Genomic DNA, 16,557 nt, shown 5'->3' with positions numbered 1-16,557 from the left:
CAGGGAGGGGGCATGATTGGGACGCTGACGCGCGAAGCCTTCATGGCAGGCGGCGATCTTGAAACGGATCGCCGCAATCACGGGCATCAATAGAGGCTTCGGCTTTAAATTTATTTAATTTGAGAGACAGTGAGTGCGCCGCTAGTTCACGGCAGCTGCAGCTAGGATCAGGATATCCAGGTCGTGCTCCGGGTAAAAATCCTGCGCCGTCATCTGGAATGTCGTCGCGCCGATCTTCTTCACATTCGTACCGCAAAAGCTGATGTAGTTTTCAGGACTGCCCTTATCGACCGTCAACTCGAAATGCTTGATCGGACCGGACCAGTTGGCTCCGGTCGTCAGCACATAGGAGATCCAGCTCTCCGTATAGCCGCGGCCACCCTTGTCGGCCACCGCGGCAAGTTTCACCGCCGTCTTCAGAAAAGTCTCGTCGAGACAATATTTGCCACGATAGGCTTGGAGCTGCTGCTTCTGGTAATCTTCGTCGCCGGCGAAGGTGATGGCGACCGTGCCGCCGACACTTGGCTTGTAGCGATGCTCGACCGCAATCTTCGCCTTGGCCGGAAATTTCGTACGCCACCAATAGGTGGTATGCAGCGTCCACATCGGCGTCGGATGATGCTTCATGCCCTGGCCGTCATTGTCGTATTCGTCGTCGGCGATCAAACCGCGGGCAGTCCAGTCCTCGAGTAGATCGACGGGCAGCTTGGCGACGGCATCCATGGCCGCCTTGCTGAGCGGCAGCAGCGACACGCCATGAGCCTTCAATTCATCCGTCATGTCGACGCCGGCCACCGATACGCGCTGCTGCAGGGTCGGCGTAATAGCCTTACCATCCTGGGTCACAGTGAAGCCGAGGAAATTGTCGGAATCAACATTTCCCGTATCGACCATGCTGTCTATGTCACCCTTGATATCGGGCATCGGGAAGGCGACGACGCTTTCGACATCCTTGTCGGAGGTGTTTTCGAATACGTAATCGACGCGCACTTCGGTCTGCGAGATGAACAGTTTTTCCTGATCCATGCTGATATCGCCAGTGCGGACATAGGCAAGACCACCCGTCTTCAGCTCGGCCATCGTATCATTTGCCATAGCCGGAACGGCGATCGTCGCCATCAGCGCTGCATAGCCACAGATATTTCGCATGGTGCCCCTCACCGTTGATGTCGGCGATTATCGCCTGTCGCAATCCTGCGTCAACGCCGATATCAGCATAAAAGGCTTGCAACACAGCCGATTGCCCGGCATGGACAGCCCATGTCAGAACCACAACGTCTCGACCAGCTTCTCGTCACCCTTTCGCTCTTCGCCAGCCGCTCGCGCGCTCGCGATGCGATCCAGCGCGGCACGGTCACCGTGAACGGCAAGATCGTGACGAAGCCCGGGGCACTCTTCACCGAAGACGCACAGATCAGCATCGACGATCCGGCGCAGGATTATGTTTCCCGCGCGGCGCTGAAGCTGGTGGCGGCGCTTGATCATTTCGACCTCGATCCGCGCGGACAGCATTGTCTCGATGTCGGCGCATCGACCGGTGGTTTCACCGAGGTGCTGCTTGAGCGAGGCGCTGCCCATGTCACGGCGATCGACGTCGGCCACGACCAGATGCATCCGCGCGTAGAAGCCGATCCGCGCGTGACCAATATCGAAGGGCTGAATGCGCGCAATCTGACCGCCGGGGATATAGGCGAGCCCTTCTCCTTCGTCGTTTCCGATGTCTCGTTCATTTCGCTCAAGCTCGCTCTCGCGCCGGCGCTTGCGCTTGCCGAACCGGGCGCGCGGGCGGCACTGCTCGTAAAACCGCAATTCGAGGCGGGCCGCGATGCGATCGGCAAGGCGGGTCTCCTGAAGGACCCCTCCTCCGCTCCGGCTGTGGCGGCCGAACTCGAGCGCTGGTTCACCGAAGACATGGGCTGGCAAAGCCTCGGCCTCATCGCCTCGCCGATTACAGGCGGCGACGGCAACCAGGAATTTCTTCTCGCAGGGATCAAGCCATGAGCACTGAAACCGTCACCATCCAGAAGCTCGGCGCCCAGGGCGACGGCATCGCGCAGGGCGCCGATGGACCGATCTATGTACCCTTCACGCTGCCGGGCGAAAGCGTCGCCATCGCGCGGGTGAAGAGCCAGGGCACGCTGATGTCGGTCGCGTCCACCTCGCCGGATCGCCAGGAGCCACACTGTCGGCACTTCGGCCCGCATGGCGTCAACGGCGCCTGCGGCGGCTGCACCCTGCAGCATTATGCCGATGCGCCCTATCGCGCCTTCAAGCGCCAGCTCGTCGTCGACGCGCTTCGCTCCAAGGGCCTGACGCCCGAGGTGGACGATATCGTCGCCGCGCATCCGGGCGAGCGGCGCAGGGTTGTCTTCGCCGCGCGCAAGACTGAAAAGGATATGCTGATCGGCTTCAATCAAGCCGAAAGCCACCATATCGTCGCCATCGAGGAATGTCCCATCGCCTCGGCCGGCATCATGGCCCGCCTGCCAGCGATCAAGACGATCGCCGCTGCAATTGCCGTCAATGCCGAAGCCTTCCGCATTTCCGTGTTGGAAACGCAGACCGGCCTCGATCTTGCGGTCGACGGCATTAAGTCGCTTTCGGACAAGCAGCGCCGCGGCACCATCGAAACGGTTCTGTCGCTTCGCGGCATCGCCCGTGTTTCACTGAACGGCGAGATCCTGGTCGAACCGGTAAAGCCGATGATCGATTTCGGCGGCGTCCAGGTCGCACCGCCGCCTGGTGCCTTCACGCAGGCAACCAAGCAGGCCGAGGACGCCATGGCCGAGCTGGTTGCAACCCATGTCGGCAAGGCAAAGCGCATTGCCGATCTCTTCGCCGGCAGCGGCACCTTCTCGCTTCGCCTGGCGCGGATCGGACGCGTGCAGGCGGTGGAAAGCGAGGAAAAGCCGCTCGCGGCACTGGACCAAGCAGCGCGTACGACACAGGGGCTGAAGCCCGTCAGTGTCGAGCGCCGTGATCTCTTTCGCCGACCGCTGATGACGCAGGAATTGAAGGTCTACGACGCCGTCGTGTTCGACCCGCCGCGCGCCGGCGCGGAATTCCAGAGCAAGGAACTGGCTCGATCGCAGGTCAAGAAGATCGTCGCCGTCTCCTGCAACCCGCTGACCCTCGCCCGTGACCTCGCTATCCTCGTCGAGGGCGGCTACCGCATTACCCGGGTAACGCCGATCGACCAGTTCCTGTGGACCTCACATGTCGAGGTGGTTGCGGCGCTGGAGAAGTAAGCCTTCACCGCTTCATAAAGGCCTCGAAAGCCGCGCGGGCTTCGGCGCTTTTCAGTTGGGCGGCGAAATGCTCGGCCTCTTTCTGGATGTGGTCGAGGACGGCATCCGGAGGTCCCCGCATCAGGTCGCGTGCGATCCGAAGGGCCTCGGGCGGCTTGGCGGCGAGTTTGGCCGCCAGCGCCAGCGTTTCGGTCTCCACCGCTTCCGGTGACGCTACCTTCCAGATTAGGCCCGCCTCCTTCGCTTCGGCAGCGGAAAAGCCTTCGCCGAGCGCAAGCAGCGCGAAGGCGCGTTGATGGCCCATGGCGCGCGGTGCAAGCAAGCTCGAGGCCGCTTCGGGAACCAGCGCGAGATCGACGAAGGGTGTCTTGAACAGGCTGCGGTCGGAGGCAACAGTCAGATCGCAATGCAGATGGATCGTTGTGCCGATGCCGATCGCCAGGCCGTCGACGCCGGAGACGACGGGCTTCCTCGTGCTCGCCAGCGCGACAAGAAAATCAATGACTTCGCGCCCCATATTGCCGCTCATGGCGAAAGCGAGGAAATCGGCGAGATCATTGCCGGCAGAGAAGCAGCCTTCCGTGCCAAGGAAGGCATGGACGCGGATATCCGGCGCAGCTTCCGCCGCGTTCAGCGCGTCGGTCATCGTCTGATACATGGCGCGGGTGATGGCGTTCTTTTTTTCCGGCCGGTTGAACCGGATGATCTGGATATGCGGCGCGGACTCGGGGCGTTCGATGAGGATGTGGTCGGTCATGGCTTTCCCTTAGGCTAGAGCATGATGCCGAAAAGTGTGAGCGGTTTTCGGACGACATCATGCTCTACTTCTTTGATTCTAGGGCGGATTCAGATTTTAGGTCGAATAGACCTAAAATCATCCGACTCTAGTGCGGCGCGGGCGGCTTCGAGGCTGGATGCGCCGGCGATGACCCGATCGGAGAGAGCGGCAGTCTCGGTTAAGAGGTTTTCGGCAACGAAGCGGCAGAGTGCGATGCGCTTGGCCCCCTCGCCGTCGCCTGCATCGGCAAGGCCACCCTTGGCCAGATAAGAGCCTGTTAGCACGAGGCCGAAAAGCCGCTGGTAAGGCGTGGCGCCCGCCAGAGCTTCGGCAACGGCGCCCTCTGCCTGTTTCGACAGGAGCCATTCGCTCGTCTTTTCCAGATAGGCAATGGCCGCCTGTAGCCGCGGCGCCGTTTCGCCGAAACCATCCAGATTGGACTTGGCGACGGAATCGGCGATCTCGCGCAGTTCGGTCATGAAGCCGCGCATGTGGTCGCCGTTGGCGATCGTCAGCTTTCGCGTCACCAGATCGATGGCCTGGATGCCGTTAGTGCCCTCGTAGATCGGTGCGATGCGCGCGTCCCGCAGCAGGCGCGCGGCGCCTGTCTCCTCGATAAAGCCCATGCCGCCATGGATCTGGATGCCAAGCGAAGCGACATCGACGCCGGCATCGGTGGAGAAGGACTTGGCAATCGGCGTCAGCAATGCGGCGCGCTCCTGCCAATATTTTGCTCTCTCGGGATCGCGATGCGACATGTCGATCGCCTGCGCACAGGCGTAGCAGATCGCACGCGAGCCCTGCGTAAGGGCTTTCATCGTCAGCAGCATGCGGGCGACATCGGGATGTTCGATGATCGGGCTCATGCCCGAGGATGTCGTACCCGGCGCGCGACCTTGGGTGCGCTCCCGGGCATAGGCGATGGCCTTCTGGGTCGCGGCTTCAGCAATCGCGACACCCTGGATGCCGACAGCCAATCTGGCATTGTTCATCATCGTGAACATGCAGGCGAGGCCTTTGTTTTCCTCACCCACCAGCCAGCCGACGGCGCCCTTTTCGGCTCCATATTTGCCATCGCCGTAGATCATCGTGCAGGTCGGTGAACCATGGATGCCGAGCTTATGTTCCAGCGAATGCACGAAAAGATCGTTGCGGGCACCGAGCGAGCCGTCCTCATTCACAAGGAATTTCGGCACGAGAAACAGCGAAATGCCACGCGTGCCGGCAGGCGCATCCGGAAGGCGGGCGAGGACGAAATGGATGATATTGTCGGCTGCCTCGTGATCGCCCCAGGTGATGAAAATCTTCTGGCCGAAGATACGATAGGTGCCATCATCGCGGCGTTCGGCGCGGGTGCGCAAAGCGCCGACATCGGAACCGGCCTGCGGCTCGGTCAGGTTCATCGTACCGGACCATTCACCGGAAACGAGCTTTGCCAGATATGTCTTCTTGAGATCGTCGCTGCCGTGGGCGTGCAAGGCCTCGATCGCTCCCATGGTCAACGTCGGGGCAAGACCGAAGGCCATGGAGGCGGAATTCCACATTTCCAGCGTCGCGATATTCAGCATGTGCGGCAAGTCCTGCCCGCCGAACTCCTCCGGTGCGGTAAGGCCGTTCCAGCCGCCGGCGATCCAGTCGCGATAGAGCTTCTCCCAGCCATCGGGAAGCACGACTTTGCCGTCGACCAATCTTGCGCCTTGTTTGTCACCGTTCTCGGCAAGCGGCTCCACCGCTTCACCGGCGAAACGCCCGGCTTCCGACAGGATAGCGTCGACAAGATCGGTGCCGAGATCGCCGAGAATGCCCTCTTCCATTGCGCGTTCCATGCCCGCGACATGCTTCAGCGTGAATGCGATTTCTTCGACTGGCGCCTTGTACATGCTGCTTCCTCCGCACTTTTGCTGACAATGAGCCGCCTCACCCGGATCATCGATGATATTCTGGTTACAGCTAGTTTATTTTTACGTAAACGTCAATTTTCTCGAACCGCGGAAATGTTGATTTCCACCCCCACCCCCGCTTTCAGTTAGGTCTTAAGCGCCGCATCGCTGTGACAGCGCCGCCAATGTCCGCGATTATTCCATCGGACCTCGGACTTGCATAAACAACCGTCATGAATGAAGACTATGGCAACTGTTCAGACAAAGCGAACGATGCCCCCATGAACACGCTCACGTCAGTCAATATCATACCCGGTTTTATCTGGGCATACCGTCTCCGTTCCGGTGCAGCAAAGCCGGAGCGTCTGCCCGACGATACCCATCGCTCGACTCTCTTCAGCGATGACGGTTTTCTCTGGCTGCATCTCAATCTCGTCGATGCGCGCGTACCCGCCTTTCTCGAGGATGCACCCGGATTGAACGAAGCCGCCCGCATCGCTCTGACCACGCATGAGACCCATGCGACCATTACGGTCGACGAGCAGATGCTTTTCGGCACGTTGGTCGATTTCCAGCGAGACTTCGCCCACAATACACACGATATCGGCTGGCTGCATTTTGCCCTCACCGATCGCATGCTGATCACTACCCGGCTGCAGCCGCTGCGCAGCCTCGACCGGACCCGTGTGCTGATCGAGAAGAATGCTGCGCGATTTTCTGGCCCGATCGATATCTTCGAGCTGATCGTCGTCGAATTTCAGCGAACGCTGATCTCGGTCGTCATCGAGATTAGCGAAGAGTTGAATGCCATCGAGGATTTCGTGCATGGCAATACGACACACGACGAGCGTGCCAAGCTGCCGCCCATCCGCCGGACCATCGTGCGTCTGCATCGCCATCTGCGCACCGTTCTCTCGCTGATGCGCCATGCCGCCGCCTCGGACGATGAGGAAATGCCGCTCGGCTTCGAGGATGTCGCTGGCCGGCTGACGGGGCGCCTCGAAGCGGTCGAACACGACGTCTATGCGCTGCAGGAACGGGCGAGGCTGTTGCACGAAGAAATCGATTCCAAGCTCGCCTCCGAGATCAATCGGCATCTCTATATCCTGTCGATCATGACAGCGTTTCTGCTGCCGCCGACGCTGGTGACAGGCTTCTTCGGCATGAATACATCGGGGCTGCCGCTGGCGGGTGGAGCGAGCGGTACGGGATATGCGGTTGGCTTCATCATCGCCTCCATACTGCTGGCATGGTGGCTGCTCAAGCGGGTCAATATTCTCTGACGTCAAAGCATGAAAAAGCCGCCCGGCGGGAAATCGGACGGCTGACATTGGCAGTTCTGGAAGCGCCGCTTAGAAATACGGCGAGTAGCACTGACGGCGCGGGCCGGAGTTCGGCTGGAACGTATTGTCGTAAGCGCGGTAGGAACGATAGCGTCCCTCGCACCATTCGACATGACGCGGATTGATGCCGGCGCTCGGGGCCGGAGCCGGCTCGTAATAGCGCGGCTGGCTGGCGATTGCGCCGCCAATCAATGCGCCGGCGCCGAAGGCAGCCAGCGGGAACCAATAGCCGTCATGATAGCGATAACCATGACGATAGCCGCCGCGATAACCGCGGTAGCCGCCATACCAGCCGCGGCGATAGTAACCACCATGACGCCACTGTACCTGCTCGACATTATCAGGCGCGGCCTGGCTGGGCGCGGACTGTTTTACGACCGGTGCGGCGGGCATCTGCATGGCGAAAGACGGTGTGAAGCTCGTCAGGGCGACGGCAGCAGTCAAGGCGGCTGTCGCGATTTTTGCACGGAAACCAAGCATTTTCATCTCCATTCCCTGGTTCGGCTTGCTACTCAAGCCTGTAAGCGTTTCATGTCGGGAATGCTTCCCGAGCAAGGTTTCGCTGCCTGCTTCGTCGCATATCCGAATAGACGACAAGAAACGCTGCAGCGCGTTATTTAGTTCCTCAAATCCCTACCGATTTAAGGAGTTACGGGGGGCTCCACGATGAATTTATAGTGATTGCTTTCTTAACCCAAGATTAACCAGCAATCCTTACTATTATTTCATGAAAGGATACCGAAAGAGTAACCTCCTCATTTACAGCTTGCTGACGATCCTGGCCCTGATGGGGCCGGTCTCCAAGCCCTCGGCCGGTGAGAGCCAGCCCTGGGGCGACCCGAAAAACGCCCTGATTGTCGATGCTTACGAGCTGAACACCATCGACTGGGCCGCATTCCTGCAGGACAAGCGGATTGCCGGTTTCATCTCAAAGGCGTCCGACGGACTTCCTGAAAGCTTCAGTTGCACCGGCGACCATGGCGGCGATACCGTGGCCCATTGCAGGACGATGTGGCGCAAATACGCCGTCAGCCGTGAGCTGTTTCAAACGCGCCGCATGCTGGCAAAATCGAATGGCCTGTTATGGGGCGCCTATCATCTGGGGCGGCCCGGCAATCCGATCGACCAGGCCAATCATTTTCTCGATTATGCCGATCCGCAACCCGATGAGCTGATGGTGCTCGACATCGACGGCATGGATGCGACGCAATTCATGTCGCTCGACGATGCGCAGATCTACGTCGCCCACATCAAGGTCAGAACCGGCCGCTATCCCATTCTCTACGTCAATCACAACACGGCGCGATACATAGCCGACCACCGGGGTACCTATCCGCTGCTGTCACGGCTGCCCTTGTGGTATGCGCGCTACAAGCCTGATGTCAAAGGCACTTTCCCACTCGGCAATTGGGACAATTATGCCATCTGGCAGTTTGCTTCGTCGGACAATTGCTCGGAGAAAAGCTGCCCCTATCGGGTCCCGGGCACGCTTACCGATATCGACGTCAACGTCGTGCCGATGACAAAGGTCCAGCTCGCGAGGATCTGGCCGCAGGGCGATCTCCTGCCGGCGAAACCGCTACCCGCGCCCGACCTGACGATCGCGCTCGCACAGATGTGCAGTGGGCCGCGGCAGATGCTCGTTTCCCTCATGCTCGAGATCGACCCCGTCGTCACGGCCTCGACCCCGCAAACCAAGCCGGTCGAGATTAATGAGCTGAACTACCAGGATTTCTAGAGCGTGATGCCGAAAAGTGTGGGCGGTTTCCGGACGACATCACGCTCTACTTCTTTGATGCTAGAGCGGATTCAGATTTTAGGTCGAATAGACCTAAAATCATCCGGCTCTAGGCCTCGATCTGCACATCCGTCTTCGGGCGCGAGCAGCAGGCGAGGATGTAACCCTCGTCGATCTCATCATCGAGGATGCCGCCATTGTGGCTCATCTCGACTTCGCCCGAAAGCTTCATGACCCGGCATGTGCCGCAGAGGCCGGATTCGCAGGCTGCACCGATGCGCACGCCGGCGCCCCGCGCCGCCTGAAGCACGGTCTGGCCCGCCGCACAGGCCACATCCTTGCCCGCCATCGTGAAGCGGATCGTGGTCGCCGCCTCGCCGGAAGCATCGTCAGAGACTTCCGCAAGCGGTGTCGCCGCATTCGCTGGCTGGAAGCTTTCCTGATGGTAGCGTGACATGTCGAAGCCATGCGCTTCGAGCATCGAGCGCACGGCATCCATGAAGACTTCCGGGCCGCAGCAGAAGATGGTGCGATCCATGAAATCGGGCGCCAGCAGGCCGATCTTCGCCTTGTCGATGCGGCCCTTCAGCCCCGACCAGAGATCGGTGCGGCCGCAGCCTTCGACGATGAAGCCGAGATCGAGGTTCGGCATGAAGCGGGCGAGATATTCGAGCTCGGAGCGGAAGATGATGTCCGTCGGGCTGCGCGAGCAATTGACGAAAGTAATGTCAGACAGTGGTGCTATGTCCGACATATACCGCGTCATCGACATCATCGGCGTGATGCCGGAGCCGGCCGAGACGAAGAGATATTTCTCGCCCGGATGACGGATGTGGCTGAAATCGCCGAGCGGGCCGAAAGCCTTGATGCGCATGCCCGGCTTCAGGTTCTCGAACATCCAGCGCGTGCCGATGCTATCTTTCTGCGCCTTCACCGTCACGGCGACCGAGAAGGGCCGTGACGGCGTGGACGACAGCGTATAGGTGCGCATGACCGGCTCCGGAGCCGCCGGCAGCTCCAGCGTCACGAACTGGCCCGGCAGATAGCGGAACCAGTTGTCCTTGTCGGACCCGAAGGTGAAGGTCATCACATCGGGCGCTTCGGGCGTGACTGAGAGACATTCGAGCAGATGCTGCCTGTCGCTCCAAGGCTGCATTTGGTCGAGATGGCGATGCGGAAGGGAGACGGCCATGTTCATGCTCAGGCAACTGCCGACAGCTTGGCCTGGTCGCCTTGCAGCCGGTTGATCATGAAAGTCGTGTACCATTCGACGAACTGCATGACGCCGCCTTCATGGATTTCCGAATAGGGACCGGGCTCATAGGCAGGCGAGCGGATGCCGAAGGCATTTTCCTCGACGATGCGGCGGTCCTGATCGTTGGTTTCGGTCCAGACGTGCGTCAATTCCTCGAGATTGTAGTCGACGCCTTCGACCGCATCCTTGTGAACGAGCCACTTCGTGGTGACGGCGGTTTCCTCGGCGCTGATCGGCAGGACACGGAAGGAAATCGCGTGGTCGCCGAGCATGTGGTTCCATGTCGTCGGATAGTGGAAGAGCAGCATGGTGCCGATGCCGTTGATCGTCACGTCGGGCGAGAGCGGCCGCCTGACGGCATTCTGGCCGGACATGGTGTAGCTTTCGGCGCCTTCGATCAGTGGCATGCGAGCGGTGCGGAACTGTCCGTCAGGAGAGATCTTGAATTCGCTCGGCAGACCCGCGGCTTCGCAGCGCGCCCAGTGCTCGGTGATGACGGGATCGTTCATCGCGCCCTGTACTCCCGTCACGGTCGGCGCTTCCGGGAAGGTGCGGCACAGTTCGGGGTGATTGGCCGCGCAATGATAACACTCGCGGTTATTTTCCCAGACGAGCTTCCAGTTGCCCTTCTCGATAATGGTGCTCTGGAAGGCGACCTTGGCTTCGCTGATACGATGCGGGGCCATGTAGGGCTCGATCGTGGCGCGAACCGGTGCGAAATCGGGAGCGTTCTGCGCGAGGCAGATGAAGATGTAGCCGCCGACACTTTCGCAGTGAACCGGCTTCAGCGAATACTGGCTCTTATCGAAATCCTCTGCCATCTGTCGGGCAAAGAGCAGCGAGCCGTCGAGTTCGTAAGTCCACTGGTGATACGGGCAGACGAGCTTTGCCGACGATCCGCGCTCGGTCGTGCAGACGCGCGAGCCGCGGTGGCGGCAGCTATTGTGGAAGGCGCGGATGACCTGATCGCGGCCACGGACGATGACGACGGGATAATCACCGATCTGAACGGTGAAGTAATTGCCCGCACGCGGCACTTCGCAATCATGGCCGATGAACAGCCAGTCGCGATAGTAGATCGTCTCCATGTCGAGCTTGAAGTATTCCGGATCAGTGTAGAAGGGTTGCTCCAGGCTGAAACCCGTCCGGTGGTTCTTCAGTTGCCGCAGAACTTTGCTGCCGATATCCATTTGCCTATCCTTGCGCAATACCGGAAGACGAGCAGAGGACATGCAAGGCCGTTGGGAACGGCCGAAAGCAATCCCCCGACCGCCCGCCGCGGTCAGTAAACCATATGTGCCCAAGGCTGGTTTCCGGGCTCTGGAGCGGCCCTGTTGCCAGGACCCCATGGCACCTTCCCAGACCAATCGGCCCAGTGGCTTTATCCGCCATGCCTCACTCCACCACCGTTGCGGGGGCAGCGCCGGATTTTGACCGGCTTCCCAATTCTCCGTCTCCCTAGCAGGCGGCACCTTGAGATTGATATCATCATAGCTCTCGGCCGCGTCTGCCGCTGCGCTGCAATGCGACATCGGCTTCGAATTTGACGACAGGTAAAACCGGACGATAGGACGGTTGTATGGCGTGAGAATATTGACAGGCAATTCAATTACTTGGGCGCTTGCATCGGAGATGGTCAAAGCATCGCATATCCATTCCGCCAATGACGCTTTATCCTGATTGCGACAGGTCAGCGAATGGCGGGTAATCAGGGGAATAATTGGGCGGCAGAAAGCGCCAACGGAGCCGCTATCGGGGCGCCTTCAATCCGGCACGATCAAGCTCGGCTCAAGCTTCGTGGTTCATCATGTCACCAAAGAGTTTTATAGCGAGATCCGGCATGGCCAAACTCAGATATTTCGACGCTGGGAAGCCCGCCGAGCCCGAACCGGCACAGCCGATATCGACGGGGTATACCGAATTCCTGCGTACCGGCCGTATCAACCGCAACAGGCCGCATTGGCTGGCGGAAGAGCGGGAATACCTCACCCACGAACAGGTGGCCGAACGCACGGCGCTGAAGCTCAGGGACGCCGGCGAGAAGACCCATGACCGGCTCAACAATTTCCATAGGTCCATCCGCTTTCCGAAGCTCATCTTTCATCACACGCTGAAGGACACGCCGCATCTCGGCTATTGCCACGTTACCGCGGCGCGGACGCAGTTCGCGCATTATGAGGACGTGAACTGGGCTTTCTATATCGCCAATTTCTTTGCCCGGATCGGCCAGGAAGCGAACTTCTTCGAAGACATCAGCCTCAAATATTCGCGGATGTATTTCGCTGTCGCCATCCATCCGGACAAGGAAGCCGAAGACAAGAAGCTGACGATCAACCGCGATGTCAGAGGCAACGGAGTGTTGTTCCACACCCACGATCCGCAGATCGCCATCCGCAATGTTCTTCTCCTCGGCGCCCGCAACGAGCAGCTCCGCGACATCATTCGCCAGCTTTGACGATTGATCCGAAAACTCGAAGAGCATAGAAACGGCCTGAACTGCAAGCAGGCAGGCCATGGCACGACACATAGACATTCTCGAACATCCGCAAACGGCAATAGAAGTGGCGACGGCGACCCTTGCCGAGGGTCTGCCGATCGGGCTGCCGACAGAGACGGTCTACGGCCTTGCCGCCGATGCCACTAATCCCGCCGCCATTACCCGGATCTATGAGACGAAGGGCCGGCCGCGCTTCAATCCGCTGATCTGCCATATGAGCGATCTCGCCATGGCCGAGCGCTATGCGATCTTCGACCCCATCTCGCGCAAGCTCGCGGAAGCCTTCTGGCCCGGGCCGCTGACGCTGGTGCTGCCGCTCCAGCCCGATAGCGGCATCCATCCGCTGGCAACCGCCGGCCTCGACACGGTCGGCATCCGCGTGCCCCAGGGCTTTGCCGGCGAGCTGATCCGCGCCTTTGATCGCCCCCTTGCCGCGCCGAGCGCCAATACTTCTGGCAAGATCAGCGCCACCAGCGCCGATCATGTGGACGACGATCTCGGAGAGCGGATCACGCTCATCCTCGACGCCGGGGCTTCGGTCGTCGGCGTGGAGTCGACCATCGTCAAGGTTGAGGATGGCGAGATGCGCCTGCTGCGGCCCGGCGGGCTGGCGGCAAGCGAGATCGAACGGGTAGCCGGCAAGGCGCTGAAGCGCAAGAAGAAGGCCTCCGCTGCCATCGAGGCGCCAGGCATGCTTGCTTCGCATTATGCGCCGGGAGCGGCGGTGCGGCTCGACGCCACGGAGGTTTCCGCAAGCGAGGCGCTGATTCGCTTCGGCACGCCAAACATTCCCGGCAGCGAGAATGCCGTCGCTGTGCTGGATCTGAGCGCCCGCGGCGATCTTTCGGAAGCTGCCGCAAACCTTTTCGACTTCATGAAGCGCGCCGATGCCACCGGTGCAACGACAATTGCCTTTTCGCATATTCCCGACGAGGGCCTCGGCGAGGCTATCAACGACCGGCTGCGCCGCGCGGCCGCGCCTAGAGACTAAATCGGCCCGACACCATCAGGCAAAGGAAACGCCATGAGCAGCTCCGCCTCCTCTTCCGACCTCCTCGATCGCTTCGCCGCCATCGTCGGCGAAAAACATGCCGTGCGGGACCCGGCGGAAATTGCGCCGCATCTGGTGGAAAACCGCGGGCTCTATCATGGCGCTTCGCCTATGCTGCTGAAGCCCGGCTCGGTGGAAGAGGTTTCGGCCATCCTCAAGCTCGCCAGCGAGACCGGAACGGCCATCGTGCCCCAGACCGGCAATACCGGGCTTGTTGGCGGGCAGACGCCGCGCGAGGGCGGCTCGGACATCATCCTATCGCTGGAACGCATGAACCGCGTGCGCGATATCGATCCTGTCGGCAATACGATGATTGTCGATGGCGGCTGCATCCTGGCTGATGTCCACAAGGCGGCAGCCGAGCATGGCCGCATGTTTCCGCTCTCGCTCGGCTCGGAAGGCTCTTGCCGCATCGCCGGCAATCTTTCCACCAATGCCGGGGGCACGGCCGTTCTCGCCTATGGCAATATGCGCCAGCTCTGCCTCGGCCTTGAAGTCGTTCTGCCCACGGGCGAGATCTGGAACGGATTGCGCCGCCTGAAGAAGGACAATACCGGCTACGACCTGCGCGATCTCTTCATCGGCGCGGAAGGCACGCTCGGGGTCATCACCGGTGCGGTGCTAAAACTCTTTCCGCAGCCGCTTGGCCATCAGGTCGCCTTTGCCGGCCTGCTATCGGTCGATGACGCGCTAACGCTATTCAAGAATGCCTCCAGCCTCTGCGGCACGGCACTGACCGGTTTCGAGCTGATGCCGCGCATCGGCGTCGAATTCACCACGCGGCATATACCGGGCGTGCGCGATCCGCTGGAGACGGTGCATCCCTGGTATGTGCTGATCGACATCTCCACCTCCGATTCGGCTGAGACGGCCGAGCGGATGATGACGACGCTGCTCGAACAGGGCTATGAGACCGGCCTGATCCAGGATGCGACCATCGCCAGCTCGGAAGCGCAGCAGAAAGCCATCTGGCATATGCGCGAGAGCATGTCGGACGCGCAGAAGCCGGAAGGCGGCTCGATCAAGCACGACGTTTCCGTGCCAGTGGCGCAGATCCCGCAATTCATGGCGGAAGCCGAAAAGGCCGTTGTCGCCGCCATGCCTGGCGCCCGCGTCTGCGCCTTCGGCCACATGGGCGACGGCAATATCCACTACAACATCTCGCAGCCCGTCGGCGCCGACAAGGCCGAGTTCATCGGCCGCTGGCGCGAGATCAACAAGATCGTGCATGGGCTTGTGTTGCAGCATGGCGGCTCGATCTCCGCCGAGCATGGCATCGGTCAGCTGAAGCGCGATGAACTGGCCTCCATCCGCTCGGAGATCGAGATCGACCTGATGCGCCGGATCAAGACGGCCTTCGACCCGGCAGGCATCATGAATCCGGGGAAGGTCCTCAAGGTCTGAGGTTTAGACCGTGACGACGACCCGCTCGGAAGCGAAGCAGCCGATCTGGCAGGAAATGACCGCACCATCGGCATCGATGTCCTCGCCAGCATAGGCAAGCACCGGCGTCAGCCGCGATTGCTGTAGCAGGCGCGCTTCGGTCTCCGTCGGCATGCGCGCCGTGATGTCAGTGGAGCGGCGCCAATAGTCGGCCACGCCATACTCCGTGAACGCCGCTGTGAATGAGCTCGTTGCGGCGAACTTCTCCGTCAGGCCGGGAAAACGCTCAGCCGAGCAGCTGCGCATGACGACCGAGACGGGAAGCGCATCGGCATAGGCGACCACACACATTTCCAGCACCGTCTCGCCCGGCTGCAAATTCAGCCTCGCGGCGATATCGGCGGCTGCCGGAACCTCCTTCGCCGAGAAAATCTTGCGCGTGAGGTTTGCGTCCGTTGCGGTCAAATTCTTGCTGAACCGCACCTTATTGCCGAGTTTGAAGCGAACGGGCATGTCGGCGCGGACATAGGCGCCGCTTCCGCGCGCAATCCGTAGCAAGCCCTCCCCTTCAAGCTGCGCAATCGCGCGCCGCATCGTCACCCTGGAAACGCCGAATTGTTCGGACAAGGCCCGCTCGCTCGGCAGGCGGCTGCCAGGCGCATGTCTGCCCGCATCGATGGCGTTTCGCAGCTCCGCGGCGACAGTCGCCCAGCCTCCAGCAGTTTTTACACCTTCGGACTTTCGATTTTTCTCTTCCATCACAAATCTGTCACCTTGAAATTGGTATATACCAATTTATAAAGATCCAGATCGTTTATGGAAGGGTTCGGCATGGGCGACAAGCGCATATATGTGACAACGGTCAGCAGCAGCGGCGTGCACGGGTTCAGCAAGCAGGCCAAGGATCATATTCAACTACTGACTGGGCTTGGCGTCGAAGGCGATGCGCATATGGGGGTGACGGTGAAGCATCGCTCGCGCGTCGCGGTCGATCCGACCCAGCCCAATCTGCGTCAGGTGCACATCATCCATGAAGAGCTGTTCGACGAGCTTGTCGAAAAGGGATTTTCCGTTTCTCCGGGCGATATGGGCGAGAATATCGCGACCCGAGGGATAGACCTGCTTTCGCTGCCGCAAGGCACACGCCTGCATATCGGCGCTGAAGCGATCGTCGAGGTGACGGGCTTGCGCAATCCCTGCAAGCAGATCGATAATTTTCAGAAGGGCCTGCTGTATGCAGTGCTCGACAAGGATGCCGATGGCGAGTTGGTCCGCAAGGCGGGCATCATGAGCATTGTCGTGCAGGGCGGCCGCATACAGCGAGATGACGCCATTCACGTCGAGTTGCCGCCGCTGCCGCATGTCAAGCTTGAGCGTGTTTGAT

15 protein-coding genes and 1 riboswitch are annotated in these 16,557 nt (G+C 60.5%); of the genes, 8 read left to right on the top strand and 7 right to left on the bottom strand.

Going from position 1 to position 16,557, the window contains the following annotated elements; genetic code table 11:
• Nucleotides 1-141: 141 nt before the first annotated feature.
• Nucleotides 142-1,149: a DUF4424 domain-containing protein gene (locus FHX05_RS11480; RefSeq protein ID WP_112605988.1), complete on the bottom strand. Its 1,008-nt coding sequence runs from the start codon at nucleotides 1,147-1,149 to the stop codon at nucleotides 142-144.
• Nucleotides 1,150-1,260: 111 nt separating this feature from the next.
• Between FHX05_RS11480 and FHX05_RS11475 the strand changes: the two genes are divergently transcribed.
• Complete coding sequence (locus FHX05_RS11475; RefSeq protein ID WP_112605991.1) at nucleotides 1,261-2,001, top strand: TlyA family RNA methyltransferase; 741 nt, start codon at nucleotides 1,261-1,263, stop codon at nucleotides 1,999-2,001.
• The gene (locus FHX05_RS11470; RefSeq protein ID WP_183871739.1) at nucleotides 1,998-3,248 is read left to right on the top strand and encodes a class I SAM-dependent RNA methyltransferase; all 1,251 of its coding nucleotides are present in this window, start codon (nucleotides 1,998-2,000) and stop codon (nucleotides 3,246-3,248) included. The genes FHX05_RS11475 and FHX05_RS11470 overlap by 4 nt, the downstream gene beginning before the upstream one ends.
• 4 nt (nucleotides 3,249-3,252) lie before the next feature.
• Here FHX05_RS11470 and FHX05_RS11465 read toward each other — a convergent pair whose 3' ends face one another.
• Together FHX05_RS11465 and FHX05_RS11460 are read right to left on the bottom strand one after the other, a co-directional pair.
• The gene (locus FHX05_RS11465) at nucleotides 3,253-4,005 is read right to left on the bottom strand and encodes a crotonase/enoyl-CoA hydratase family protein (RefSeq protein ID WP_183710905.1); all 753 of its coding nucleotides are present in this window, start codon (nucleotides 4,003-4,005) and stop codon (nucleotides 3,253-3,255) included.
• Nucleotides 4,006-4,094: 89 nt separating this feature from the next.
• Complete coding sequence (locus tag FHX05_RS11460; protein ID WP_183871737.1) at nucleotides 4,095-5,906, bottom strand: acyl-CoA dehydrogenase; 1,812 nt, start codon at nucleotides 5,904-5,906, stop codon at nucleotides 4,095-4,097.
• A 281-nt stretch (nucleotides 5,907-6,187) separates the two neighbouring features.
• On the opposite strand from FHX05_RS11460, the gene FHX05_RS11455 reads away from it, so the two are divergent.
• Nucleotides 6,188-7,189 carry a transporter gene (locus tag FHX05_RS11455; protein ID WP_112606095.1) on the top strand — a complete coding sequence of 334 codons (1,002 nt, stop codon included), beginning with the start codon at nucleotides 6,188-6,190 and terminating at the stop codon, nucleotides 7,187-7,189.
• Between the two features lie 69 nt (nucleotides 7,190-7,258).
• Here the strand turns inward: FHX05_RS11455 and FHX05_RS11450 are convergent, their stop codons facing one another.
• On the bottom strand, nucleotides 7,259-7,729 hold the full coding sequence (locus FHX05_RS11450) for a BA14K family protein (RefSeq protein WP_183710910.1): 471 nt from the start codon (nucleotides 7,727-7,729) through the stop codon (nucleotides 7,259-7,261).
• Nucleotides 7,730-8,036: 307 nt separating this feature from the next.
• On the opposite strand from FHX05_RS11450, the gene FHX05_RS11445 reads away from it, so the two are divergent.
• Nucleotides 8,037-8,987, top strand: a complete 951-nt coding sequence (locus FHX05_RS11445) for a GH25 family lysozyme (RefSeq protein ID WP_246698933.1) — start codon at nucleotides 8,037-8,039, stop codon at nucleotides 8,985-8,987.
• A 109-nt stretch (nucleotides 8,988-9,096) separates the two neighbouring features.
• Here the strand turns inward: FHX05_RS11445 and FHX05_RS11440 are convergent, their stop codons facing one another.
• Together FHX05_RS11440 and FHX05_RS11435 are read right to left on the bottom strand one after the other, a co-directional pair.
• The gene (locus FHX05_RS11440) at nucleotides 9,097-10,185 is read right to left on the bottom strand and encodes a hybrid-cluster NAD(P)-dependent oxidoreductase (RefSeq protein WP_112606009.1); all 1,089 of its coding nucleotides are present in this window, start codon (nucleotides 10,183-10,185) and stop codon (nucleotides 9,097-9,099) included.
• 2 nt (nucleotides 10,186-10,187) lie between these two features.
• Complete coding sequence (locus FHX05_RS11435; RefSeq protein WP_183871733.1) at nucleotides 10,188-11,432, bottom strand: aromatic ring-hydroxylating dioxygenase subunit alpha; 1,245 nt, start codon at nucleotides 11,430-11,432, stop codon at nucleotides 10,188-10,190.
• A gap of 96 nt (nucleotides 11,433-11,528) precedes the next feature.
• Nucleotides 11,529-11,733: riboswitch (cobalamin riboswitch) on the bottom strand.
• A gap of 349 nt (nucleotides 11,734-12,082) precedes the next feature.
• Between FHX05_RS11435 and FHX05_RS11430 the strand changes: the two genes are divergently transcribed.
• Genes FHX05_RS11430 through FHX05_RS11420 form a run of 3 tightly spaced genes read left to right on the top strand, consistent with a single transcriptional unit; the run spans nucleotide 12,083 to nucleotide 15,194 of the window.
• The gene (locus FHX05_RS11430; RefSeq protein WP_183871731.1) at nucleotides 12,083-12,697 is read left to right on the top strand and encodes a DUF6656 family protein; all 615 of its coding nucleotides are present in this window, start codon (nucleotides 12,083-12,085) and stop codon (nucleotides 12,695-12,697) included.
• Between the two features lie 58 nt (nucleotides 12,698-12,755).
• Nucleotides 12,756-13,730 carry an L-threonylcarbamoyladenylate synthase gene (locus FHX05_RS11425; RefSeq protein ID WP_183871729.1) on the top strand — a complete coding sequence of 325 codons (975 nt, stop codon included), beginning with the start codon at nucleotides 12,756-12,758 and terminating at the stop codon, nucleotides 13,728-13,730.
• A 33-nt stretch (nucleotides 13,731-13,763) separates the two neighbouring features.
• A complete protein-coding gene (locus tag FHX05_RS11420) occupies nucleotides 13,764-15,194 on the top strand; it encodes an FAD-binding oxidoreductase (RefSeq protein ID WP_183871727.1) in 1,431 nt (476 codons plus the stop codon).
• 3 nt (nucleotides 15,195-15,197) lie between these two features.
• Here the strand turns inward: FHX05_RS11420 and phnF are convergent, their stop codons facing one another.
• Nucleotides 15,198-15,932: a phosphonate metabolism transcriptional regulator PhnF gene (gene phnF, locus FHX05_RS11415; RefSeq protein ID WP_183871725.1), complete on the bottom strand. Its 735-nt coding sequence runs from the start codon at nucleotides 15,930-15,932 to the stop codon at nucleotides 15,198-15,200.
• Between the two features lie 72 nt (nucleotides 15,933-16,004).
• On the opposite strand from phnF, the gene FHX05_RS11410 reads away from it, so the two are divergent.
• The gene (locus tag FHX05_RS11410; RefSeq protein ID WP_183871723.1) at nucleotides 16,005-16,556 is read left to right on the top strand and encodes an MOSC domain-containing protein; all 552 of its coding nucleotides are present in this window, start codon (nucleotides 16,005-16,007) and stop codon (nucleotides 16,554-16,556) included.
• The last annotated feature ends 1 nt before the right edge of the window (nucleotide 16,557 follow it).

This window comes from Rhizobium sp. BK491, assembly GCF_014194925.1.
Lineage (GTDB): Bacteria > Pseudomonadota > Alphaproteobacteria > Rhizobiales > Rhizobiaceae > Rhizobium.
Note: the sequence above shows the minus strand (reverse complement) of the source record. Positions and strands in the feature narration are given on the sequence as shown.

Bases quoted from the DNA above. Each gene is read 5' to 3' on its own strand.
- FHX05_RS11480 (WP_112605988.1), bottom strand. From the start codon at position 1,149: ATGCGAAATATCTGTGGCTATGCAGCGCTGATGGCGACGATCGCCGTT.
- FHX05_RS11475 (WP_112605991.1), top strand. From the start codon at position 1,261: ATGTCAGAACCACAACGTCTCGACCAGCTTCTCGTCACCCTTTCGCTC.
- FHX05_RS11470 (WP_183871739.1), top strand. From the start codon at position 1,998: ATGAGCACTGAAACCGTCACCATCCAGAAGCTCGGCGCCCAGGGCGAC.
- FHX05_RS11465 (WP_183710905.1), bottom strand. From the start codon at position 4,005: ATGACCGACCACATCCTCATCGAACGCCCCGAGTCCGCGCCGCATATC.
- FHX05_RS11460 (WP_183871737.1), bottom strand. From the start codon at position 5,906: ATGTACAAGGCGCCAGTCGAAGAAATCGCATTCACGCTGAAGCATGTC.
- FHX05_RS11455 (WP_112606095.1), top strand. From the start codon at position 6,188: ATGAACACGCTCACGTCAGTCAATATCATACCCGGTTTTATCTGGGCA.
- FHX05_RS11450 (WP_183710910.1), bottom strand. From the start codon at position 7,729: ATGCTTGGTTTCCGTGCAAAAATCGCGACAGCCGCCTTGACTGCTGCC.
- FHX05_RS11445 (WP_246698933.1), top strand. From the start codon at position 8,037: ATGGGGCCGGTCTCCAAGCCCTCGGCCGGTGAGAGCCAGCCCTGGGGC.
- FHX05_RS11440 (WP_112606009.1), bottom strand. From the start codon at position 10,185: ATGAACATGGCCGTCTCCCTTCCGCATCGCCATCTCGACCAAATGCAG.
- FHX05_RS11435 (WP_183871733.1), bottom strand. From the start codon at position 11,432: ATGGATATCGGCAGCAAAGTTCTGCGGCAACTGAAGAACCACCGGACG.
- FHX05_RS11430 (WP_183871731.1), top strand. From the start codon at position 12,083: ATGGCCAAACTCAGATATTTCGACGCTGGGAAGCCCGCCGAGCCCGAA.
- FHX05_RS11425 (WP_183871729.1), top strand. From the start codon at position 12,756: ATGGCACGACACATAGACATTCTCGAACATCCGCAAACGGCAATAGAA.
- FHX05_RS11420 (WP_183871727.1), top strand. From the start codon at position 13,764: ATGAGCAGCTCCGCCTCCTCTTCCGACCTCCTCGATCGCTTCGCCGCC.
- phnF (WP_183871725.1), bottom strand. From the start codon at position 15,932: ATGGAAGAGAAAAATCGAAAGTCCGAAGGTGTAAAAACTGCTGGAGGC.
- FHX05_RS11410 (WP_183871723.1), top strand. From the start codon at position 16,005: ATGGGCGACAAGCGCATATATGTGACAACGGTCAGCAGCAGCGGCGTG.